Source organism: Acidobacteriota bacterium (assembly GCA_028874215.1).
Lineage (GTDB): Bacteria > Acidobacteriota > UBA6911 > RPQK01 > JAJDTT01 > JAJDTT01.
Genome location: JAPPLF010000023.1, coordinates 1 through 22,819 on the forward strand (window position 1 = coordinate 1; position 22,819 = coordinate 22,819).

Genomic DNA, 22,819 nt, shown 5'->3' on the forward strand with positions numbered 1-22,819 from the left:
GGGCCGGATGACCTCTTGTCCCTCCGGCGCCCGGCCGCGGCCCAGTTCCTGGGCCAGGGTCCTGCCGGTGACAGTGGGGAGGTCGCCGTCGACGAGTCCCGCTTCCAGCAGCAGGCGGCCGACGTAGGTCATGCCGCCGGCTTGGTGCATGTCGGGGGCGGTAAAGCGCCCCGCCGGCTTCAGGTCGGCCAGAACCGGCGTTTTCCGCGAGATCAGGTCGAAGTCGTCGATGTCCAGGGGGATGTCCGACTCCCGCGCGATGGCCAGCAGATGGAGCACCACGTTGGTGGATCCGGCGGTGGCCATGGCGCCGGTGATGGCGTTGAGGATGGCCTGCCGGTTCAGGATGTCCCGAGGCCGGAGTCCCTGCTCCAGGAGCTGCATCACCAGGCGGCCGCATTCCCGGGCCGCCTCTTCCTTCTTGAGGTCCACCGCCGGGATACCGTTGAAGCCCATGGGGGAAATACCCAGCATCTCGAACGCCGTTGACATGGTGTTGGCGGTGAACTGGCCGCCGCACGCCCCCGCGCCGGGACAGGCGTAGTTCTCGATGCCCCTGAGTTCCTCCCGGTCGATGCGTCCCGCATTGTAAGCCCCGATGGCTTCGTAGGCGTCCTGGACCGTGAGCTTACGCCCGTTGTATTCCCCCGGCATGATGGAACCGCTGTAGAGAATCAGGCTGGGGATGTTGAGCCGGGTCAGCGCCATGGCGGCGGCCGGGCTCGTCTTGTCGCATCCCGTGATGGCGACGAGGCCGTCGAAAAGGTGTCCCCGGCAGACCAGTTCGATGGAGTCGGCGATGACCTCCCGGCTGACCAGCGACGATTTCATGCCCTCGGTCCCCATGGCGATCCCGTCGGTCACCGAGATGCTGTTGAATTCGAGCGGAGTTCCGCCGGCGGCCCGAACCCCTTCCTTGACCTTTTCCGCCAGTCTCCGGTGGTTGAAGTTGCAGGGCGTGACCTCGATCCAGCAATGGGCGACTCCGATGAGGGGTTTGGCCAGATCCTGGTCGGTGAAACCGATGGCCTTGAAAAAGGATCGAGCTCCCGCGCGGTCGGGTCCGTCCAGTAGAGTTCGGCTCTGGTGTCTCATATCGAATGGCATGATCCATCGATTATACTCCGATTAATCCTGCTTTCATGGAAGCGGAGAGCACCGGTTCGGAAATTGCAGGCGTGGATGACGTTTTCCAGGTTCTGAAAAAAGGGAGACTGCATGGATTTCGAGAAGCTTCAGCGCCTGATTCGGGGGAAGATCTACCTGGACCAGGAGTCCCGCCGGGACGTGGCCACCGATTTCGGCCGGATCCTGACGAAGACTCCCAAGGCCCTTGTGGCGCCGGAGTCGGTCGAGGACGTGGCCACCGTTGTGGCAACGGCTTCCCGGGCAGGCTGGCCGGTCTCGACCCGCGGAGCTGCCCATTCCCAGAGTGGCCAGTCCCTCTCCCAGGACGGGGTCCTCGTCGATCTGAGTTCGTTGAATGGGATCGGCGCCGTGGAAGGGGAGACGGTGAAGGTCCAGGCGGGCGTCCTGTGGCGCGATCTGGTGGCCTTCACTTCCGAAAGGGGGTTTCTTCCCCCGGTTCTCACCAACAATCTCAACGTGACCGTGGGAGGAACGCTCTCCATGGCCGGCATCGGCGTGTCTTCCCATCGGCATGGCACGCAGGCCCACCAGGTGTTGGAACTTGAGGTCGTGACGGGGGAGGGCCACCGGGTACGCTGCTCTCCGGAGGAGAACTCCGAGCTCTTCTTCTGCACCTTGTGCGGACTGGGCCAGTTCTCGGTCATCGTAAGCGCCCGGCTCCGCCTCCGCCGGGTGGCGCCCAGGGTCCGGACCTTCTATCTTCTCTACGATGACCTCACCGCTCTGATGGCGGACCAGAAGCATCTCGTTTCCCGGCAGCGCTTCGACTACATCGAGTCCTGGGCCTCTCCGTGCGTGCAGGGCTTGAGGCGAATGGGCGGCGTCCGGGTCCCCTTCGCCGAGTGGTTCTTTCCCATGCACCTGACCGTGGAGTTCGATGACGAGGATCCTGGGGAGGAAGAGTTGCTCGATGGCCTGAACTTCTATCGAAAGCTGCAGGTGGAGGATTCCAGCACTCTGGAGTTCGCCCATCGGCTGGAGCCGGTCTTCGAGCTCTGGCGGCAGAGCGGGGCATGGGGCATGTGCCACCCCTGGATGGAGACCATTCTGCCCTGGGATCAGGCCCCGGCCTACATCGGCGGCGTGCTGGCCAACTTTCCCCCGCAGCTCCTGGCCGGCGGCCACGTCCTGATCTGGCCCTGCCGCTTCCAGGGAGACCCGCTTCCCCTGTTCAGGCATCCCCGGGGCGAGTTCATCCTGGGCTTCGGGATCCTGCCCGCGGTGCCCCGGCAGATGCTCCCCCTGGCCCGTCAGCTACTGAAGACAGCCAGCGATCTCTCGATGCGAGTCGGAGGAAAGCGCTACCTCTCGGGGTGGGTGGAATTCACTCCCGAACAGTGGAAGAGCCACTTTGGAGAAACCTGGGAAGACCTGCAACGGTGGAAGCAGTTTTACGATCCGGCGGGAATATTGAACCCCGGCTTCATACCCTTCCCGGAGCGAACGGAGAGTCCGGATTGAAGAACTTGTGAATCTGAATTACTTCTTTAATGAAGCAAGTTAAAGACTAATCTTTTAGAAGCCGCTTCAGTATTTTCCCGATCGCGCTCTTGGGAAGCTCGTCCCGGAATTCCACGTATCTGGGGATCTTGAATCGAGCCAGCTTCCCATGGCAGAAGCGAATCACGTCCCGTTGGCTCAGCTCGTGACCTTCCTTGAGCACGATGAAGGCCTTGGGGACCTCGCCCCGAACCTTGCTGGGGACGCCAACCACGGCAGCATCCTGGACGCTGGGGTGCTGGTAGAGGACCTCCTCCACTTCGCGGGAATAGATGTTCATTCCGGCGCTCAGGATCAGATCCTTCTTCCGGTCCACGATGGAGAAGTACCCGTCCTTATCCATCACCGCCATGTCGCCGGTCTTGAGCCAGCCGTCCTGCAGCACGTTTGCGGTCTCTTCCGGTTTGTTCCAGTAACCTTGCATCACCTGTGGTCCGGAGACTGAAAGCTCGCCCACCTCGCCTTGGGGCAGGACCTCCCCGGTGTCGCCGTCCACGATCCGCGCATCGGTGTCGGCGACGGGCACTCCGATGGTTCCATTCTTGCGATTGCCGAAGATCGGGTTCACGCTCACGATCGGTGAAGCCTCGGAGAGGCCGTAGCCCTCCACCAATTTTCCGCCGCTCATCTCCTCGAAGCGGGCCTGTACGTCGGATGGCAGGCCGGCTCCGCCACTGACGCAGAGGCGGATGGAGGAGAGGTCCGAACTCGTGATGCCCGTGTAATTGTTGATGGCGTTGTACATGGCCGGGACGCCGCAAAAGATGGTGGGCCGGTGCTTGCGGATTCGCTTGACCACGTCGGCCAGATCGACACGGGGAAGAAGAATCATGGTGAAGCGGCAGAGGATGGCCAGATGAAGACCGGTGGTCAGGCCGTAGCTGTGGAAGAAGGGGAGGGCGCAGAGCAGGATCTCCTTCTTCATTTGAAGGTCCGAGAGCCACGACCTGGTCTGGTGAACGTTGCAGACCAGGTTGCGGTGGGTCAGGGTCGCCCCCTTGGAGAGGCCGGTGGTGCCTCCGGTGTAAAGCAGCATGGCGGTATCGTCCGGTGCGATCGCCGGGGCCTCCCGGGACGGGACCTTGCGCTTCATCAGCTCGCGGTACTCATACAGTCCGGGCGCCGTTGGCGGCGGCTCGGATGACCGGTTCTTGAGTCCGTACAGAATTCCCAGGATGGCAGGCAGAAACTCCTGGATTCCGGCCGAGATGATCCGCTTCACCGGCGTCTTTTCGCGGACCGCAAGCAGGCGCCCCATGAGCTTGTCCAGCACCACCACCGTTTCCGCACCCGAGTCGGTGAGCTGATACTGCAGCTCGCGCTCCACGTAGAGGGGGTTGGTGGGCACCAGGACGGCTCCCAGTTTCAGAACCGCGAAATGGGCGATGGGGTACAGAGGCATGTTGGGCAGTATCAGGGCCACCCGATCCCCCTTTTTCACACCCAGGGAGGCCAGGACCGAGGCAAATTGGTCCACTTTTTTCCCCAACTCGCCAAACCGCGTCCGGCGGCCGAAGAAACGAGTCGCAACGCCGCGGGGATGATCCTCCACGGCTTGGCGAAACATGGAGTAGAGGTCGATATCCGGATAGTCAATGGTTGTGGGGACAGCCTCGTCGTAGTGTCGCAACCAGATCTTTTCCACGGTGTTCTCCAGGGTGAGCCGAAGGTGAATCGACCAGACTATAGCAGTTCCGGCAACGTTCCCGAAACTCCCCCTTTCCATCGGAAAGCAGCGGAGGGAAGGGTCATCGTGAACGGTGCGGTGCAGGCGTCTCCCCTGCTGGAACGCGGCGCTTCCGTCGATATACTGAGCAGCCCGTGCCAAGAGTCGTCGCGGCATTCGGCCGGGTCTGCACAGGCGCGGACTGCGTTGCTCCCCGGTCACATACTCCCGGTATGCTCCCTCAGAGCGCCTTGTCCGGCGGGCGCAGCCCCGGTTTCGGTGCTCGCGGGACTTTTGCCACGGACCATTAGGAGCGTGGAGACGGATGCCCATGAGCGAGCCGCCCTTTGACGCGCTGCTGGTTATTTCCTTCGGAGGACCCGAGGGCATGGACGAAGTGGAGCCGTTTCTCAGGAACGTTCTGCGGGGCAAGCGCGTGCCGGAGGAGAGGATCCGGGAAGTGGCCCACCATTACCGGATCTTCGATGGGGTGAGCCCCATCAATCGCCAGAACCGGGAACTGATCGAAGCCGTGCGCCTGGAACTGGGGGAGAAGGGGCCCGATCTTCCCATCTATTGGGGAAATCGAAACTGGCATCCCTTGCTTTCGCAGACTCTCAGAGAGATGGCCGCCGACGGCATCAGGAAGGCGCTGGCCTTCGTGACCTCGGCCTACAGTTCCTATTCCGGATGCCGCCAGTACCTGGAGGATATCCGGCGTGCCCAGAAGGAGACGGGGGCTCCGCCGCCGGAAATCCATAAACTCCGGGTCTTTTACAATCATCCGGGCTTCATCGAATCCAATCGGGATCGAGTTCGGGCCGCCTTGGAGCAGATTCCCGGGGACCGGAGATCCCGGGCCCAACTGCTGTTCACCGCGCACAGCATTCCACTGGCCATGGCCCGGGGCTGCGAGTACGTGGACCAGTTGCGGGAGACCTGCCGGCTGGTGGCGGAACAGGTTCCCCATTCCGCGTGGAGCCTGGCCTACCAGAGCCGCAGCGGACCGCCTCACCAGCCCTGGTTGGAGCCGGATGCCGGCGACCACCTCCAGGCAATCGCGGGCCGGGGCGTCCGGGACGTGGTGGTCTCTCCCATCGGCTTCATCTCCGACCACATGGAGGTGGTCTTCGACCTGGATGTAGAGCTGAAGGATCAGGCCCGCTCACTGGGACTGAACCTGGTGCGAGCCGCGACGGCGGGGACCCATGCCGCTTTCGTGACCATGGTCGGAGAGCTGGTCCGGGAACGGACGGACGGAGTCCGGCGCCGGTATTCGGGTTCCCGTGAACCTGCGCCCGATAACTGTCCGGAGGGTTGCTGTCCCTACTCGATTGCGGCTCCGGCGCAATCTTGAACGGACGTTGTCCCTGCCCCGCGAAACGCTTGCGGAACTCGATGCTCGCGCCGAGCCGTTTGTGCTAACATCGCCGCACCATGGTCAAGAAGCTGGTCCTGGCGAGTCCCCGGGGTTTCTGCGCAGGAGTGGTTCGGGCCATTGATGTGGTCCGGATCGCACTTGACGTCTGTCCGCCGCCCATCTATGTGAGAAAGCAGATCATTCACAACGCGTACGTGGTGGACGAGCTCCGCCGGGAAGGCGCCATCTTCGTCGATACACTGGACCAGGTGCCCTCGGGAGGGACGGTCATCTTCAGTGCGCACGGCGTGTCTCCCCAGGTCTGGGCCGATGCCCGATCCAGATCGCTCAAGGTCATCGACGCCACCTGCCCGCTGGTCACGAAGGTGCATGTCGAGGCCATCCGGTATTCCAAGCGGGGATTCACCATCGTCCTCATCGGTCACGACGGACACGAAGAGGTCGTCGGGACCATGGGAGAGGCTCCTGATGCCATCGTATTGGTGAGCACCACCGATGACGTCGAGAAGCTCGAGGTCAAGGATCCTGGAAAAATCGCCTACCTGACCCAGACCACACTGAGTCTCGAGGACACGAAGGGGATAATCGCGGAGTTGAGACGTCGTTTCCCCATGATCCAGGGACCACCATCGGAAGACATCTGTTACGCGACGCAGAACCGGCAACTTGCGGTGAGGGAACTGGCCGCGGTCACGGACCTGATTCTGGTCGTGGGATCATCCAACAGCAGCAATTCCAATCGCCTGGTCGAGGAAGCGATCGGTTCGGGAGTCTCTTCGTATCTCATCAGCGATGTGAGCAAGATCCGGCAGGAATGGCTCCAGGGCGTGGAGAATGTTGGCCTGACGTCGGGTGCGTCGGCCCCCGACGTCCTGGTCGAGCAGGTTGTCCGCTACTTCGAGCGCGGCGGGGCCGTCGTCGAGGATCTCGTGACCCGTGAGGAGAACGTCCACTTCGCCCTTCCTCCCGAGCTGAGACAGCCGCAGAGCCAATTGCACGTGCTTTCGTAACGGCCGCGCGACTGCCGGCGGCAACGTTCCCATCTGAAGCAAATTTCTGCGCCGGAGAGGGAGAGGCATGTCGAAGCAGATTCTGGAGACCTTTCCGAACCAATATCCGGGCCGGGAGTATCAGGTCAACATCGAATGCCCCGAGTTCACGTCGTTGTGCCCCAAGACGGGACAGCCCGACTTCGGGACCATTCGGATCCGGTACGTTCCGGATCAACACATCATCGAATTGAAGGCCCTGAAGTTTTACCTGTTCTCTTATCGGAACCTGGGAATCTTCTATGAATCGGTGGTCAACAAGATCCTGGACGACCTGGTGGCCGCGTCCCGGCCGATTCGCTGCGAAGTGATCGGGGACTTTACCGTCCGGGGCGGCATCTCCACTTCGGTTCGAGCCGTTTACGAAGGGGCGTGAGGCTGTGGTGGACCTGATCGAACTGACCCGGACTCTGGTGAACATCCCTTCGGTGACGGGAGACGAAGGACCCGTCGGACGCTTCCTGCTGGAGTACCTTCAGAACCAGGGATGGAACTGCCGGTCCCAGACCGTCACCGGGGACCGTATCAACGTGCTGGCCATCCGGGATGAGCCGCGGATTCTGTTGACGACCCATATGGATACGGTCCCTCCCTTCTTCGAGTTCCGCCAGGATGAGGAATTCATGTACGGGCGCGGCGTGTCGGATGCCAAAGGGCTCATCGCGGCCATGGTCTGCGCCGCGGACGGACTCCTTCAGGAGGGCATCTCGGACGTGGGGCTTCTCTTCGTTGTGGGGGAGGAGACGGAAAGCGACGGTGCCTGGAAGGCCCGGGAGCTGGGTCTGCGTTGCGACTACATCATTGATGGCGAGCCCACCGACAACGAACTGGTGGTGGGACACAAGGGCATGGTCTACGCCGTCTTGAGCTGTGACGGGGTCACGGCCCATTCCGCCTATCCGGAGCAGGGCGTGTCGGCCATCGACAAGCTCGTGTTCCTGCTGGGCGGGTTGCAGACCCTGGAGTTCCCCTCCGACGCCACACTCGGGGAGACCACCATCAACGTGGGGTTGATCCGGGGAGGCCATGCTCCGAACGTGATTCCCGATCTGGCCGAAGCCGAGATCCTTTTCCGGACCGTGGCGGAAAGCGCGGCCTACGTGGACATCCTGAAGGAATGGGCTTCCGGGCGGGCGAATCTGGAGATCCGTGCGACCTCGGAACCTCAGGAAATGGCGTCCATTCCCGGGTTGCCCACGAAGGTCGTGGGGTACGGCACGGATGTACCCGCCCTGAGGGCCCTGGGACGTCCGTTCCTGGTGGGGCCGGGGTCCATTCTGGTGGCCCACACGGCCGAAGAGAGGGTATCCAAGGCCGAACTGGAGGCCGGCGTCCGCCTCTACAAGGACCTGGTGCGGAGACTCCGTGTCGAGGACCCCGGCTCGTGACGCGGCCGTGTCGGGCGATTCAGTACGCTGCCCGCTGAATATAGTCGGAGAAGTCCCGAAAGCTGGGGATGTACTCGTCGTAGACAAGGTCCTTCCGGGATTTGGGCGTGGAAAAACCCGGACCCAACAGAAGGACCGGAATACGATAGCGATCACAGGCCTCGTTCAACACCCGGAAACGGCCTTTCAAGTTGGCGCTCAGTCCTTTCCGGGCCAGGACGCAGGCCATGTTCACCGGCTGCTTCTCCACGATTTCGGCCATCGCCTCGAAGGGAACCTTGCTGCCAAGATTCAGGGCGTCCCATCCTTCTTCGTTCAAGGCCCGGGAGATTCCGTTGACGAGATGGCTGCAGTAGGAGGCAGGCGCCGCGCAGAGGCCGGTCTTGCCCAGAGGTCTGCGGCGGACCACACCTGGAAAGAAATAGTACAAGGCCTCTTCGAGGTTCTTTTCCACCAGCCGAGCCTGACCCAACCGCATGGAATTGGAGGAATGGTTTCCGTGGGAACGGACGAATATGGGGGTCAGCACCTCGTCGTAGAGGTCTGCCACGCTCAATCCACGAATGTAGAGCCGCTCCAGCAGATCCTTGATCGAAGCGCACTGGTTCTCCGATGCCAGATAGAGGATCAACTCTCTCACCCGTGACCAATTCCTCTGGTTGATGAAGGTTTCCAATCGGGGGGCCTCCCAATCGGTGGAGGTCAGCAGACCGGTTCCCTCGAATCGGTGGCGAGCCTGAAAGTCCTGGATATGCCGGAGTTGGAACCTTCGATGGCCGCCCGGAGTCCGATGGCATTGAAGCTTCCCGGTATCGGTCCACCGTTTGATGGTCGATTCGCTCAAGTTCCAGAGTTGGGCAAGTTCCCGCGTGGAGTAGATTCGTTTCCTGACCATATCGGGACGGACGAACCGGAAAAACGAGTGGCTGAGCTGGTCGACCAGAGACTCCGGGAGGGCAGACTAGAAGGTTTCCGCCAGAAAGTCAATTTGAGGAGTTCGGAATAAAACGGCAGGAAAAAACGGGAGATATCCGGCAAGGCGAGGGGGTGGCCGGCGGCAGGTCGATGCCCGAGTGAAGGGTGCGATCGGCAGGGCGTTTCAGCGGCTTGCGTCTTCGCACAAGAGGTTGTCGATCAGCCGGACTCCGCCGACGCGGATGGCGGCGGCGGCCCGGGCCGGGCCGCGAACCTCGGAAATGGGCTGCATGGTTTCCGGATCGACCAATTCCAGGTACTCGACCTCGACCAGGGGCTCCCGGCTCAAGAGCCGGAGTCCGCCGCGGCGGATCCGGCCGGCGTCCCTGGCTCCCTGGAGCACCATGGTCCGGATCTCCTTCAGGGTCCGGAAGAGCACGGCGGCGGCCCTTCGCTCTTGGGGACCAAGATGTTGGTTCCGGGAACTGATGGCCAATCCGTCGAAGTCCCGAACCGTCGGGATTTGGCGGATGTCCACCGGCAGGTTCAGATCCTTCACCAGTTGCCGGACGACCACCGTCTGTTGGGCGTCCTTCTCGCCGAAGTAGGCCCGGTCCGGTTGCAGGATGTTCAGGAGCTTCAGCACGATGGTGGCGACGCCGCGAAAATGTCCCGGGCGGAACCGGCCGCACAGGTGCGACGTCACGGTCTCGACCTCCACGAAAGTCCTGTGTGTGGCCGGATAGACTTCGTCGCGGCCGGGCTGAAAGACCAGATCGACTCCCAATTGCCGGCACATGGCGAGATCCGAATCCAGGTCCCTGGGATAGGTGTCGAAGTCTTCTTCCGGACCGAACTGGGTCGGATTCACGAAGATGCTCACGGCGAGCCAGTCGCATTCGCGCCGCGCCACCTGGATCAGCTTCCGATGTCCCTCGTGCAGAGCTCCCATGGTGGGAACGAAGCCGCTGGACAATCCACCCCTACGGGCGGCTTCCATCGCCTCCCGTGCTCCGGCGATGGAGGTGGCCGCCACCAGGGCCATCAGGATCTCTCTTTGACCAGCTCCGGCTCGCTGGAACGGAAGAAGTCTGTGGTTCTGGAAGCGGGGAAACGCCCGGTGCGGACGTCGTCGACGTAGGTTTCGGTGGCGTTCAGGATGGTGCTGCCCAGGGAGGCGTAACGTTTGACGAATGAAGGAACGAAGGAGTCGAAGAGGCCGAAGGCGTCGTAGCTCACCAGGATCTGACCGTCGCAATAGGGTCCGGCTCCGATTCCGATGGTGGGTATCCGGAGCTGCGACGTCACTTCGAAAGCGACTTCGTCCGGAATGCATTCCAGGACCAGAGCGAAGACACCGGCATCCTCAAGGGCGTCGGCGTCGGCCAGCAGGCGTGCCACGCTCCCGCGGTCGCGAGCCTGCTGCCGGTGGCCGCCAAGCGCATGCACCTTCTGTGGGGTGAGACCCAGATGCCCCATGACCGGGATACCCACATCCACCAGGTGGCGAACCGACTTCACCACGGGTCCGGCCCCTTCCACCTTGACCGCGGAGACTCCACCTTCCTGCATGAGGCGTGCCGCATTGCGAAGCGCCTCGGATGCCGAAACCTGATACGTGGCAAAGGGCATGTCGGCAACCACCAATGCCCGCCGCGCTCCCCGGGTGACGGCCCGGCTGTGGTGCACCATCATGTCGAGGGTGACCGGCACCGTCGTGTCGCATCCCAGAATCACGGTGCCCAGAGAGTCGCCCACCAACAGAACGTCGATTCCGGCCCGGTCCAGCAGGGCGGCCATGGTAGCGTCATAGGCGGTGAGTGCGGCGATCTTCTCGCCACGGCGCTTCTTCTCTTCCAAGTCAGGCACTTTCAATGCTTTACCGTGCTTTGGCATGGAAGAACTCCTTCCCGGGAGGACTTCCGACTCTAGCGGAATCGGAGTTCGGGAGCAAGCAGCCACGCACCGGGAGATTCCAGCTGCCGGATCAGGGTCAGCGTCCACCGGTTCACTGGGGAGGCCGGCATGGAGGAGCGAATACCGGACACCAGGTCACCACTGAGGGCCGCCTCCCACCAGGACTTGCGTTTCGGATATAAATCCAGTTCCAGCGGGGTGTCCTCATCCAGGGACATGGCCCGCTTCAGCTCCAGGATGGCCGCATCGAACCCACCCAGGGAATCGACCAGTCCCAGATCCTTGGCCTGAGCTCCGGTGTAGATGCGTCCCCGGGCCTTCTCCTCCAAGTCCTGAAACTCCATCCGTCTCGAGTCCGCCGCCTTCGTCACGAACTTCTGGTACAGGTCCGCGATCCAGTCTTCCACCCGCTTTCTCTGTTCGGACCCCAGGGATCGACTGAACGAAAAGATATCGGCGTGGGGGTAGTTTTTGACCTGATCGACGCTGATGCCCATCCACTGGTACAGGTTGGTCAGGTCGAACTTGCCGAAGATCACTCCGATGGAACCGGTGATGGTCGAAGGCTGGGAAACGATATGGCCGGCCCCCATGGAGATGTAGTACCCGCCCGAACCGGCGACGCCCGACATGGAGACGACAACGGGCTTGCCTTCCTGCTCCAGCTTCCGGACCTCCTCCCAGACCATGTCCGAGCCCACTGCCGATCCTCCCGGGCTGTTGACTCTCAGAATGACTCCTTCGATCCGGTCGTTTTGCCGCAGTTTCCGAAGCTGGCGGGCGAGGCCGACGCCGCTCAGAACCTCCGTCATGGGATCATCCTTGCCGACCATGATGGTCCCGACGCCGGGCAGGACGGCGGCCCGGTGTTGAGCCGGAGCCTCGGAACCGCCACGCGCGGCCTTCAGAAACCTGGCGCCGGAAATCGACCGGTACTCGCTGTCCTCGCCATCGCCGGCCAGCAATTCCTCTACTTGGTGGCGGTATCCCGTCTGGTCGATGAGACCCAGTTCCAGGCCCTGCTCCGCGGAAGCCACTCCCAGCTTCATGAACTCCTCGAGGACGCCTTCCTCCAGGTTCCTGTCCTGGGTAACCGTGCTGATGAACCTCCCTTCGAGGTCCGCGACGATCGTCTCCAGCATCTCCCGGACCGGCGGACTCAGGCTGTCCCGGCTATAGGATTCGGCGCTCTTGTACTCCTTGAACTGGATGAACTCGGGGCGGATCCCCAGCTTCTCCATAGTCCCCTTGAAGAAGGTCTGCTCCACCAACAGGCCGTTGACCAGGAACCCGGCATCGGGATTCAGGGTCACGCTGTCCGTGGCCGATGCCAGGTACAACTCCGCCTCCCCGACCAGGTCGACGGCCAGCAGCGAATGAACCGGTTTGCCAGACTCACGGAAGACCTTGATCTGGCCCCGAAGTTCCTCGATCTGGGCCCAGCTCCACCCCAGGGGATGGATCTCCAGGAGCACCGCCTTGATGCGTTCGTCTTCCGCCGCCCGGCGAAACACCTGGCGCAGTTGCCAGAGGCTGGTCCCTTGCTGGGAAAAAATCTGAAGGAATGGATTGTTCGGGGGAAACTCCCGAATCTGTTGGGAAACCACGATCTCCACGACCGAGTCGTTCTCAACCTTGGGCACCGAGCCGCGGAGGCCGTAGTACAGGCCCAGCGAGACGGCGGCGGCCCCCGCGAAGACAATGATCAGAACGATTGAAAGAATCCACGTTTTTCTCTTGCTCATTGACCCTCTCCCAGAGATGATTTTACGTTGAATCGCGGTCGGCGTGCCAGCCGCGCCGACCGCTCGTATCAAAATCCAAAAGGAGGATCCTATGGCGAACAAGCCATCCGTCGGTTTCATCGGGCTCGGAATCATGGGGCTTCCCATGGCGGGACACATCTTGAAGTCTGGATATCCCCTCACGGTCTACAACCGCACCCGGTCCAAGACCCGGTCGTTGGAAGCGGCGGGAGCCGCGGTGGCTGCTTCTCCTCGAGAGGTGGCCGCGAATTCCCGGATGATCATCACCATGGTCTCCGACTCGCCGGACGTGGAGGCGGTGGTCGCCGGCCCCGAGGGTGTTCTGGAGGGGATTCGGCCGGGTTCGGTGGTCATGGACATGAGCACCATCTCCCCTCAGGTCGAACGGGAGCTGGACGAGCAACTTCGATCAAAGGGATGCGCCCTGGTGGACGCACCCGTGTCGGGAGGCGACGTGGGAGCGCAGAATGCCACCTTGGCCATCATGGCCGGCGGAGACCGCGAGGCGTTCGACCGGGCAGTCCCCATTTTCGAGACCATGGGCAAGACCATTACCTACTGCGGGCCCGTGGGGAGCGGGCAGCTGACCAAGTTGTGCAACCAGATTCTGGTGGCCGTCACCCTCATGGGGGTCAGTGAAGCTCTGGTCTTTGCCGGGAAGAACGGATTGGACCAGGGGGTGATGATCGAAGCCGTCAAGGGAGGCGCCGCCGGCAGCTGGCAGTTGAGCAATCTGGCTCCCCGCGTCGTGAATCGCGACTTCGCGCCCGGTTTCATGGTGGACCTCATCCAGAAGGACCTGCGACTGGTGATGGAGAGTGGCGCTGCCGCTCAGGCCGCCCTTCCGGCGTCGTCCCTGGTCAACCAACTGTTCCGCACCTCTCAGGCCCGGGGGGAAGGCCTCGAGGGGACCCAGGCCCTGGTCAAGGTCCTGGAGCAATTGGCGGGATTGTAGCCCACGGTTTTCGGCGACGTGTTATTCGGCCACCGGTGGAAAAGACGCCGCACGCCGGTATAACGCAGCCATTTTCCAAGGCGACATGCCCAGGAGATGGCCCGTCAGCATGACTTGGTTTAGCAGCGTGGTTCTGACGACACCGAGTCGTTCCCATCGCCTTGCCGAGGTGACAACCGCGTCCGGAGCCAAACCGACGCGGCCTCGCCGGGTCAGTCTCCGAACCAGGTCGTAGTCCTCCATGATCGGCAGATCGGCGTAGCCCCCCAACTCGAAAAAGAGGCGGGAACGCACGAACAGGGCCTGGTCGCCATACGGGAGTTGAAGCCACCGGGATCTCCAGTTGGCGCCCTTCTCGATCCAACGAAGACTTCGTCGGCGGCCCTCGATTCCCAGGCGGAAGGCTCCCGCAACCACTTCACGGGAAGCCAGGAGGCGTCGAACCCGGCTGGCGAAATTCGGCGGAAGAATCGTGTCTGCATGGAGGAAGACCAGGTATTTGCCCGTAGACGCTTCGGCTCCCGCGTTCATTTGGCGGGCTCGTCCCGCCGGGACCGTTAACGTCTCGGCGCCCAAGCGGCGCGCCACCCGCACCGTTTCATCGCGGCTGCCGCCGTCGACGACGATGACCTCGACTCCGGGTTCCCGAGCAGCGCTGGAGATGGACCTGGCGATCCCGGCCTCTTCATTGAGCGCCGGGATGATCACCGAGATCGTCAACCTGGGTTTTCCTGCCGGCATCACGGGTTAACGGCGACGGGGCCAGCAGCCCCAGAGCAGACAGGCCCATCCGGCCAACAGAGCGGTTCCACCCACGGGCGTGAGCATCACCCACCCGAGAGACCCGGTCAGGCTGTAAGCGTAGAGCGTCCCTGAAAAGAGGATCGTTCCGGAACAGAATCCCCATCCGGCCGCGGACCCGAGCCTCGGAGCCATGCGGCCCGAGAGGGCGCCCAGCAGGAGCAGGACCAATGCGTGAACCATGAGGTAGCGGGTAGCCAACTCGAAGATCTCCAACATTTCGTCGGAGAGCCTGGATTCCAGGACATGGGAGCCGAATGCTCCCGCCGCCACACTGACGAGACCGAAAAGTGCTCCGAGAGCGGGAAAGAATCTCATGGTCCGCAACGCCACATTGTACCCGCGCTCCCTCCGGCACGATAGCTCCAAGGAAGCGGGAACCGGCACTGAGCCGGCCTCCGTCCGGTGCGCTCGCCTCTCCGGCCCTGTGGTAGACTACAATTCCTTTTACGGCCCTTTGTTGAGCGATGTCGCCCCCCACCACTCCGCTTCCGGCGCTTCCGGAACCGGCCCCTGATGTCGAGCATGGTCCGGTCCGGATGACCATGGTCAGGGGACGGCGCAGCGTCCTCGCAGGAATAGAATGAGACCGACTGCCCGAAACGAAATGGAGATCGTCAACCAGAGTTTCACCCTGGATTTCGACTACCCGGTGATCTTCACGGAGGGTGTCTTCGATCCGGGGAATCCGGTCTTCTCGCGGGTGGTGAACCGTCTCGAATCGGACCGGCGCCACCGCCTCTTCCTGGTGATGGACGAGAACGTCTCCCGCGCTCATCCTCAATTGCGCGCCCGTATTGCCGCCTACGCCGAATCCCGTCCTCAGGAACTGGAACTGGTCTGCGCGCCCGTGGAGGTGCCCGGGGGCGAGGCCGTCAAGGCGGATCTCCGCCATGTACTGACCCTGGTGGAGGAGATGAACCGGGTGGGCCTGGACCGCCAGTCCTTCATGGTGATCGTGGGCGGGGGCGCGGTCCTGGACGCCGCCGGATTTGCCGCCTCCATCTGTCACCGGGGGGTCCGGGTCATCCGTGTCCCCAGCACCGTCCTCGCCCAGAGCGATTCCGGAGTGGGGGTCAAGAACGGGGTCAATCTCTTCGGCAAGAAGAACTTTCTGGGCGCCTTCAGCCCCCCCTACGCAGTCGTCAACGACCGTTCCCTGATCGAGACCCTGGAGCTTCGAGACAAGATCGCCGGCATCGCCGAGGCCGTGAAGGTGGCGCTGATCCGGGACCGGCCCCTTTTCGAGTACCTGGAGAAGAACGCCCCGGAACTCTCACGGGGAGAGGGGGAACCTCTGCACTATCAGATTCGGCGCTCTGCGGAGCTCCACCTGGAGCACATTCGCAGTTCCGGCGATCCCTTCGAGTTCGGCAGTGCGAGGCCGCTGGATTTCGGACACTGGTCCGCCCACAAGCTGGAGTCCATGACCGAAAACCGGCTTCGCCACGGAGAGGCGGTCGCCATCGGAATGGCCGTTGACCTGGCCTACTCGGTCCGGGCGGGATTCCTGAAGCGGGGGATCCTGAATCGAGTCCTTTCCTTGCTCCGAAACCTGGGCCTGCCGGTCTGGGACGAGGCCATCTCCATGACACGGGGCGGGGAGAGGGTGGTACTGGAGGGACTGGCCGAATTTCGGGAACACCTGGGCGGAACGCTCCACATCAGCCTGATTCGGGACATCGGCGACAGCTTCGAGGTGACGGAAATGGACGACGGGCTCCTGCTCGATTCCATGGAATGGCTCCGGCGTTCTTTCGGAAAGGCCGGCGCCGGTGTGGTCGAGACTGAAATACCCCAGGCCGGGTGACGCACCGAGGCACGATGCAACTGGTCCCGGGATTTCATCTGACCTACTGCCTGAACATCCATCCGGGCGAGACCTGGCCCGAGGTCTGGGAGAATCTCAGGTCCTATCCGGGCGCGGTTCGAAATCAGCTTTGTCCGGGCCGGCCCTTCGCCATCGGGCCGCGTCTTTCGGGCCAGGCCGCCGACGCCCTGGCCCGTCCCGAAAACCTGGAGGCGCTTCAGGAGTTCCTGAGAACTGAGGGCGCCTACGTCTTCACCATCAACGGATTTCCCTACGGTGTCTTCCACCGGGCCCGGGTCAAGGAGAACGTCTATCTTCCCGATTGGAGAGACCGGGTCCGCTTGGAGTACACGAACCGTTTGGCCCGGATTCTGGCCCGGTTGCTGCCCGAGGACGCGGCCCTGGAAGGGAGCATCAGCACGGTTCCGGGGGCCTTTCGGGCGGAGGTCCGTTCCTCCGGCGACGTTCGCCGGATGGCCGGGATGATGCTCCGCAGCGTCGCGTACCTCCACCGGCTCCGGGAGCAGACGGGAAAAACCATCACCCTGGCGCTGGAGCCCGAGCCGTGCTGCTTCCTGGAAACGACGGACGACGTGGTGGCCTTTTTCGAGGGCCACATCCTCTCGCAGGAAGGACTCGGGACCCTGGTCCGGGAGTCGGGTCTGACGCGTGGCCAGGCGGAACGAGTCGCGCGGCGGCACCTGGGAATCTGCTGCGACGCCTGTCACGTGGCCGTGGAGTTCGAGGACCCGTCAGAGGTGCTGGATCGACTGGAAGCCGCCGCGATCCGAATCCTGAAGGTTCAAATCAGTTCGGCTCTGCGGCTCCGCTTCCGGGAGGGGGACGGCAGCCCAGAACGGACGCTCCGCCCTTTCGCCGAGGAGACCTACCTGCACCAGGTGGTGGAGACGTCGGGGCGGGGAGTCGTCCGTTACCAGGACCTGCCCCAGGCCCTGGACCGGGAGGCGGATTTCCGGGAACATGGCGCCGGATCGCCCGGCATCCGGAAGGAATGGAGAGTTCATTTCCACGTTCCCATCTTCCTCTCCCGAATGAGCGGTTTCGACACCACCCAGGATGACCTGGCGGCCCTGTTGTTTCGTCTGAAGTCGAAGCCGGCGTGCCCCTACCTGGAGGTGGAGACCTACACCTGGGACGTACTCCCCCGGCGTTACAAGACCCTGGATACGACCGACGCCATCGCCCGCGAGCTGGCCTGGGCGCGGGACAGGCTCCTGCAATGAACGCGGAACCGCCGCGCACGGCCCGCAGACCCCGCTGGCGCGTCTACCTGGACCTGGGGCGGGTGTCCAATCTGCCCACCGTCTGGACCAACTGCCTGGCGGGAGCTACTCTCTCCGGCGCGGCTTTGGAGATGCCCACCTTGCTGGTCCTGGCGGCCGCACTCTCCTGCTTCTACACCGGGGGCATGTTCCTCAACGATGCCTTCGACCACCGGTATGACGGGAAGTCACGTGCGAGCCGGCCCATTCCATCCGGAGAGATCGGCCTGTTCGAGGTCTACGCCCTGGGCTTCGGGTTGCTGGTTGTGGGCCAATCGGGAATCTACGCGGTCTTGGTGCTGCAGTCCGGTCCCCGCCTGGAGCCCCTGTTCATCGGGTTGATCCTCGGCGTCCTGATCGTCTACTACAACTACCGGCACAAGACCGATCCCTACAGTCCCGTGGTGATGGCCGTCTGCCGCGGACTGATCTACCTGATCGCCGGCTCCGTGGCGGCCGGTTCACCCTCCGGCCTGGTCTGGGCCGGTGCTCTGGTGCTGGCGAGCTACGTCGCCGGGTTGACCTGTCTGGCTGCCCAGGAAGACCTGAACCGGGTGAGGGCGCTGTGGCCGGCTCTCCTGCTCCTGGCCCCCATGGGGTTCGGCCTGTACGCGGCCGTGTGGGGCCCGTCCCACTGGGCGTTGCTGCCGGTGCTGGGTTTCTTCCTGTTCTGGACGCTGTGGTCGGGGTCGTTTCTCTCGGCGCGTCAGCGAAACGTTCCCCGGGCCGTCACCGGTCTCATCGCCGGCATCTCTTTGGTGGACGGGATCCTCATTGCGGCCGTCTCTTCGGAAACGGTCGGCCTCGTACTTGCTCTGGCGGGTCTTCTCTTGACCCGGGCGCTGCAGAGATTCGTCCCCGGAACCTGAAGGTGTTCCGGAGTCTCAGGAAGCGACCCTTGCCGTCCGGGATTCCAGCCACCCGATCAGTTGCGCCGAGGAGAGGCTGACCAGCAGGAAGAGGAGGCCCACCAGAGTCAGGGGCTCCAGGTATCGGAAACTCTCGGCGCCGATGAGCTTGGCCGTCTGGAGCAGTTCCTGAACCGTAATGGCAGCCAGGATGGGGGTCTCCTTGAACATGCCCACCAGGTAATTGCCCAGGGCCGGAACCATGGGAGGCACAGCCTGGGGCAGGATGACCGACTTCCAGGTCTCCATCCAGCCCAGGTTCAGGGCCCGGGCGGCTTCCCACTGGCCGGATGGGACGTTGTCGATGCCGGCCCGGTAGACCTCGGCGGTATAGGCGCTGTAGTGGAGGCCCAGGCCCAGGGCGCCGGTGACGAAGGGCGACCAGGAGATACCGAACTCCGGCAGGACGTAAAAGAGGAAATAGACCTGCACCAGCAGCGGCGTGCTGCGGACGAACTCCACGATCCACGTGGCCGGCCAAGCCAGAATGCGGCGGGAAGACCGGCGCATCAGGGCCCAGGCCAGACCCAGCACCAGCGCCAGGCTCATGCCCACCAGTGTGCATTGGAGCGTCACCAGGGCGGCTTGAAGCAGGGCGGGCAGGATCTCCAGGGCGAATCCCCAGTCGAAGATCACGCCGCACCCCCGGAGTCCCGTCCCGCCGCCAACCTGGACTCCAGAAATCTCATTCCTCTCGCGATCACCTGGGCCAACAGGAAGTAGAGGACCAGAATCAGGGCGAAGATTTCGCCGGAACGCAGCGTGGACGTCCGGAGCGTCTGCCCCTGAAACGTGAGGTCCGCCAAGCTGATGAGGGAGACGAGGGCGGTTCCCTTGAGGAGTTCGATGAAGAGGTTCCCGAAGGGCGGAATCATGCGCAGCGCGGCCTGAGGCAGGATGATTCTCCAGAGGGTCTGGCCCCGGCTCAGGTTCAGGGCCCGGGCCGCGTCATACTGGGACCGGGACACATTGCGGATCGCCGACCGGACGATCTCCGATCCGTAGGAACCCAGATTCAGCCCCAGGACCAGGATTCCCACCGTCACCGCTTCGAGCCGGATTCCCAGCAGGGGAAGGGCGAAGAAGGCCCAGAAGAGCTGGACCAGCGCCGACGTTCCCCGAAAGACGTCGACGTAGAGGCGCGAGAATCCCCGGACCGACTTGCGCCCCGAGAGGCGGCCGAGACCCGCCAGGAAGGAGGAGGCCAACGCCACCACCGCGGCGCCGGCGGTGATCTGGAGCGTCACCAGGAGTCCCGTCAGAAGGCTGGGGAGAAGGTCCAGGGGCGGCAGCATTGTGGTCGAAAAAGATCAGCGAGCCACCGCGCAGAGCTCTTCCGCCGTCATTCCCGCGGGGAGCTCGGCTTCCGTAAATCCGAAGGCGCGAATCAGCTCCAGGTGTTCGGGAGTTCCGATGAAGGCGGTGAGGTGGCGGTTGAACTCGTCCCGGTGCCTCTTGTCCTCTTTCCGGAAACCGATCCCGCTGCAGGTGCGGGCCGGGAGTCCGGCTGCGCGGGGCTGCACGAACGGGTCGATGGCCTCGAGTCCCGTGGCCGAGGGCTTGCGCAGCAGGTCCCGGTGGGCGGGCGCTGGCCCCGCATTGGCGTCCACCCGACCGGCCTGGAGGCCGGCCACGGCGCTGGGCTGGTCCGGAAAGATGAAGAGCCTTGACTCGGGAATGCCGGCGGCTCGGGCGAACATGAGCTCCACACCTCCGGCCACCACCCCCAGCCGGGCGCTCGCATGCCGGGTCACGTCCACGTAGCTGTGGAGGTTCAGCGGATTGCCCTCCCGCACCAGCATTCCCTGGAGGATGCAGGAAAGGGGTTCGGAAAAGAGGATCTCCCGGCACCGGGGCGGCAGGATCCACATGCCGGCGGCGATCAGGTCGAAGCGTCCCGCCTTGAGACCCGGGATGAGAGAGGCGAACTCGGTGATGACACCCTCGATGCGGTCGTATCCCATTGACTCCAGGACCCGGCGCGTCACCTCCACCGACTCGCCCGTCAGTTGTCCGGTCCGGTTGTCGTAGTAGGCGAACGGCGCCTCGTTGGAGTAGCCGATGCGGACGGGTCCGGTCCCGTCGAAGCCTCCCGGCGGGTTTGCGGCGGAGCAACCCAGCAGCAGAAACGGCAACAGAGAGAAAAAGAGGGCCAAAGGGGTTTTCATGAATCCTGTCCGGACCGGCGGGCCGAAGTCTACCTTCCGGAGCGGAAAGGAGGAAAGAGGGAAAGAAGAGGACCTGCCGGTGCGCGAGAGTCGGGTTTGGGGCTGATAGACTGGGTTCCCCGTGGGAGACTCGAAGAAATTCTCGTTTGAAGACGTCGTGGGGCGGGATCTGGACTGGGGCGGAGTGCGGACCCGGAGCGCGGGGCCGGAGGGCCAATTGCCCCTGACTGAGGAGATGCTGCTTCACGAGCCCAGCGGCAACCTCTTCGGATGGACCCAGGACGTGGGGATGGGTTGGAGTCCCGGCAAGGTCGACCGGGACGCCTACCTGATCGTGAGCACTCAGGGCGGCCTGCGGGACAGCGATGGGACTCCGCTGGCCCTGGGGTACCACACCGGGCATTGGGAGATCGGCCTGCTGGCGGCGGCCGCCGCCGGCGTCTTCCGGGACCAGGGGGCCCGTCCCTATGCGGCCTATTGCAGCGATCCCTGCGACGGCCGGAGCCAGGGGACGGAGGGGATGATGGACAGCCTCCCCTACCGCAACGACGCTGCCGTGGTCCTGAGGCGGCTGGTGAGGTCCCTCCCGACCCGGCAGGGCGTCTTGGGAATCGGGACCTGCGACAAGGGGTTGCCGGCCGTCCTCATGGCGCTGGCGGGCTGCGCCGAGTTGCCGGGACTGATCGTCCCCGGCGGCGTGACCCTGCCTCCCACCAACGGGGAAGACGCGGGAACGGTCCAGACCATCGGCGCCCGTTTCGCCCACGGACTCATCAGCCTGCAGGACGCCGCCGCCATGGGGTGCCGGGCCTGCGCCTCTCCGGGAGGCGGCTGCCAGTTTCTGGGGACGGCGGCCACCGCGCAGGTGGTGGCCGAGGGACTGGGAATGGCTCTGCCTCACACGGCCCTGAGTCCGTCGGGGCAGCCGGTCTGGCTGGACGCGGCCCGGCGGTCGGCCCTGGCGCTCATGCGGCTCAGGGAACGCGGCCTGCCCCTGTCCCGGATTCTGACTCCGGCGGCTCTGGAAAACGCCATGCTGGTCCATGCGGCTTTTGGGGGCTCCACCAACCTGTTGCTCCATATTCCGGCCATCGCGCACGCCGCCGGTCTGGAACCGCCCCGGGTCGAGGACTGGAACCGGGTCAACCGAAGCACGCCCCGCCTCGTGGACGCCCTGCCCAACGGGCCCCGCAACCATCCCACCATCCAGGTCTTCCTGGCCGGCGGAGTGCCGGAAGTGATGCTCCACCTTCGGGACCTGGGCCTCCTGAACCTGGAAGCGAGGACCACGACGGGCGAGAAGCTGGGAACGGTGCTGGACTGGTGGCGGGACAGCCGAAGGCGGCGGGACAGCCGCCGGGTCCTGCGGAATTCCGGCGAGGCGGACGTGGACCGGATCATCATGGACCCGGAGACGGCCCGCCGGAACGGACTCACCAGCACCGTCGTCTTTCCTTCGGGGAATCTGGCGCCCGAGGGTTCGGTGATCAAGGCCACCGCCATCGATCCCAGCCTGGTGGACGAGCGCCAGGTCTACCGGCACCGCGGACCGGCCCGGGTCTTCTGCTCGGAGCGGGAGGCGGTGAGGGCCATCAAGGGCCTGGGGTCCCGGCCCATCCGGTCGGGCGACGTCCTGGTCCTGGCCGGCCTGGGACCTTCAGGGACCGGCATGGAGGAGATCTACCAGGTCACCTCGGCCCTCAAGTTCATTCCCTGGGGCAAGACGGTGCCCGTCGTCACCGATGCCCGCTTCTCGGGAGTGTCCACCGGCCCCTGTATCGGCCATGTGGGACCGGAAGCGTTGGCCGGCGGACCCATCGGCCGTGTCCGGGACGGGGACCTGCTGGAACTGGTCATCGACCGCCGGCGGCTGGAGGGCCGGATCAACTTCCTGGGACCCGAAGGGGAAGAGGTCTCCGAGTCTGAGGCCGACGGAATTCTCGCGGGAAGGGAACTGCATCCCGAGCTCGCCCCTCATCCCCGCCTGCCCGCTGAGACCCGGCTCTGGGCGGCGCTCCAGTCGGCCAGCGGCGGAGCCTGGCAGGGTTGCGTCTACGACGTGGATCGGATCGTCCAGCTCCTGGAGGCGGGCCGCCGGGCGATGGGAGAAGGTGAGGCAGGTTCGAGAGCTGATCCTCCAATACAAGCTGGGGGCCGATGACC

Annotated in this window: 21 protein-coding genes; 10 read left to right on the forward strand and 11 right to left on the reverse strand. The window is 63.9% G+C overall.

The annotated features are described in order from the left end of the window. Positions 1-1,107, reverse strand: a 1,107-nt coding sequence (locus OXT71_04225; protein MDE2925586.1) for a dihydroxy-acid dehydratase, incomplete at its 3' end; no start/stop codon positions are given. A 111-nt stretch (positions 1,108-1,218) separates the two neighbouring features. Here OXT71_04225 and OXT71_04230 point away from each other — a divergent pair. Continuing rightward, complete coding sequence (locus OXT71_04230) at positions 1,219-2,610, forward strand: FAD-binding protein (protein MDE2925587.1); 1,392 nt, start codon at positions 1,219-1,221, stop codon at positions 2,608-2,610. Positions 2,611-2,656: 46 nt separating this feature from the next. On the opposite strand, the gene OXT71_04235 is transcribed toward OXT71_04230, so the two are convergent. Further along, the gene (locus OXT71_04235) at positions 2,657-4,294 is read right to left on the reverse strand and encodes a long-chain fatty acid--CoA ligase (GenBank protein MDE2925588.1); all 1,638 of its coding nucleotides are present in this window, start codon (positions 4,292-4,294) and stop codon (positions 2,657-2,659) included. Positions 4,295-4,646: 352 nt separating this feature from the next. On the opposite strand from OXT71_04235, the gene OXT71_04240 reads away from it, so the two are divergent. From OXT71_04240 to OXT71_04255, 4 genes are all read left to right on the forward strand, one after another. After that, positions 4,647-5,672 carry a ferrochelatase gene (locus OXT71_04240; GenBank protein MDE2925589.1) on the forward strand — a complete coding sequence of 342 codons (1,026 nt, stop codon included), beginning with the start codon at positions 4,647-4,649 and terminating at the stop codon, positions 5,670-5,672. Positions 5,673-5,752: 80 nt separating this feature from the next. Further along, the gene (gene ispH / locus OXT71_04245; protein MDE2925590.1) at positions 5,753-6,706 is read left to right on the forward strand and encodes a 4-hydroxy-3-methylbut-2-enyl diphosphate reductase; all 954 of its coding nucleotides are present in this window, start codon (positions 5,753-5,755) and stop codon (positions 6,704-6,706) included. Positions 6,707-6,773: 67 nt separating this feature from the next. Further along, positions 6,774-7,121 (forward strand): preQ(1) synthase, encoded by a 348-nt coding sequence (gene queF / locus OXT71_04250; protein ID MDE2925591.1) that lies wholly within the window; start codon positions 6,774-6,776, stop codon positions 7,119-7,121. Positions 7,122-7,128: 7 nt separating this feature from the next. Then, positions 7,129-8,133, forward strand: coding sequence for a M20/M25/M40 family metallo-hydrolase (locus tag OXT71_04255; GenBank protein ID MDE2925592.1), 1,005 nt, complete (start codon positions 7,129-7,131; stop codon positions 8,131-8,133). A 19-nt stretch (positions 8,134-8,152) separates the two neighbouring features. Here the strand turns inward: OXT71_04255 and OXT71_04260 are convergent, their stop codons facing one another. From OXT71_04260 to sppA, 4 genes are all read right to left on the reverse strand, one after another. Then, a complete protein-coding gene (locus OXT71_04260) occupies positions 8,153-9,028 on the reverse strand; it encodes a helix-turn-helix domain-containing protein (protein MDE2925593.1) in 876 nt (291 codons plus the stop codon). Between the two features lie 204 nt (positions 9,029-9,232). After that, on the reverse strand, positions 9,233-10,093 hold the full coding sequence (gene panC / locus OXT71_04265) for a pantoate--beta-alanine ligase (protein ID MDE2925594.1): 861 nt from the start codon (positions 10,091-10,093) through the stop codon (positions 9,233-9,235). Continuing rightward, complete coding sequence (gene panB / locus OXT71_04270) at positions 10,093-10,944, reverse strand: 3-methyl-2-oxobutanoate hydroxymethyltransferase (protein ID MDE2925595.1); 852 nt, start codon at positions 10,942-10,944, stop codon at positions 10,093-10,095. The genes panC and panB overlap by 1 nt, the downstream gene beginning before the upstream one ends. 32 nt (positions 10,945-10,976) lie before the next feature. After that, on the reverse strand, positions 10,977-12,710 hold the full coding sequence (sppA, locus tag OXT71_04275) for a signal peptide peptidase SppA (protein MDE2925596.1): 1,734 nt from the start codon (positions 12,708-12,710) through the stop codon (positions 10,977-10,979). A gap of 91 nt (positions 12,711-12,801) precedes the next feature. Here sppA and OXT71_04280 point away from each other — a divergent pair, with 91 nt between their 5' ends. Further along, positions 12,802-13,686: an NAD(P)-dependent oxidoreductase gene (locus tag OXT71_04280; GenBank protein ID MDE2925597.1), complete on the forward strand. Its 885-nt coding sequence runs from the start codon at positions 12,802-12,804 to the stop codon at positions 13,684-13,686. Positions 13,687-13,707: 21 nt separating this feature from the next. Here the strand turns inward: OXT71_04280 and OXT71_04285 are convergent, their stop codons facing one another. Both OXT71_04285 and OXT71_04290 read right to left on the reverse strand, forming a co-directional pair. Further along, the gene (locus OXT71_04285) at positions 13,708-14,406 is read right to left on the reverse strand and encodes a TIGR04283 family arsenosugar biosynthesis glycosyltransferase (GenBank protein ID MDE2925598.1); all 699 of its coding nucleotides are present in this window, start codon (positions 14,404-14,406) and stop codon (positions 13,708-13,710) included. A gap of 27 nt (positions 14,407-14,433) precedes the next feature. Continuing rightward, positions 14,434-14,805, reverse strand: coding sequence for a DUF423 domain-containing protein (locus tag OXT71_04290; protein ID MDE2925599.1), 372 nt, complete (start codon positions 14,803-14,805; stop codon positions 14,434-14,436). Between the two features lie 265 nt (positions 14,806-15,070). On the opposite strand from OXT71_04290, the gene OXT71_04295 reads away from it, so the two are divergent. The 3 genes from OXT71_04295 to OXT71_04305 are packed head-to-tail and all read left to right on the forward strand — an operon-like array spanning position 15,071 to position 18,449. Continuing rightward, positions 15,071-16,297, forward strand: a complete 1,227-nt coding sequence (locus OXT71_04295) for a 3-dehydroquinate synthase (protein ID MDE2925600.1) — start codon at positions 15,071-15,073, stop codon at positions 16,295-16,297. Positions 16,298-16,311: 14 nt separating this feature from the next. Next, entirely contained in the window at positions 16,312-17,541 is a 1,230-nt protein-coding gene (eboE, locus tag OXT71_04300) for a metabolite traffic protein EboE (protein ID MDE2925601.1), read from the forward strand. Further along, the gene (locus OXT71_04305; GenBank protein ID MDE2925602.1) at positions 17,538-18,449 is read left to right on the forward strand and encodes a UbiA family prenyltransferase; all 912 of its coding nucleotides are present in this window, start codon (positions 17,538-17,540) and stop codon (positions 18,447-18,449) included. The genes eboE and OXT71_04305 overlap by 4 nt, the downstream gene beginning before the upstream one ends. A gap of 15 nt (positions 18,450-18,464) precedes the next feature. Here OXT71_04305 and ehuD read toward each other — a convergent pair whose 3' ends face one another. From ehuD to ehuB, 3 genes are read right to left on the reverse strand one after another with little or no spacing between them, the layout of a single operon-like run. Then, complete coding sequence (gene ehuD, locus OXT71_04310; GenBank protein MDE2925603.1) at positions 18,465-19,124, reverse strand: ectoine/hydroxyectoine ABC transporter permease subunit EhuD; 660 nt, start codon at positions 19,122-19,124, stop codon at positions 18,465-18,467. Continuing rightward, on the reverse strand, positions 19,121-19,783 hold the full coding sequence (gene ehuC, locus OXT71_04315; protein ID MDE2925604.1) for an ectoine/hydroxyectoine ABC transporter permease subunit EhuC: 663 nt from the start codon (positions 19,781-19,783) through the stop codon (positions 19,121-19,123). The genes ehuD and ehuC overlap by 4 nt, the downstream gene beginning before the upstream one ends. 15 nt (positions 19,784-19,798) lie before the next feature. Continuing rightward, entirely contained in the window at positions 19,799-20,656 is an 858-nt protein-coding gene (gene ehuB, locus OXT71_04320; protein MDE2925605.1) for an ectoine/hydroxyectoine ABC transporter substrate-binding protein EhuB, read from the reverse strand. A 157-nt stretch (positions 20,657-20,813) separates the two neighbouring features. On the opposite strand from ehuB, the gene OXT71_04325 reads away from it, so the two are divergent. Beyond that, positions 20,814-22,817: a YjhG/YagF family D-xylonate dehydratase gene (locus OXT71_04325; protein ID MDE2925606.1), complete on the forward strand. Its 2,004-nt coding sequence runs from the start codon at positions 20,814-20,816 to the stop codon at positions 22,815-22,817. The last annotated feature ends 2 nt before the right edge of the window (positions 22,818-22,819 follow it).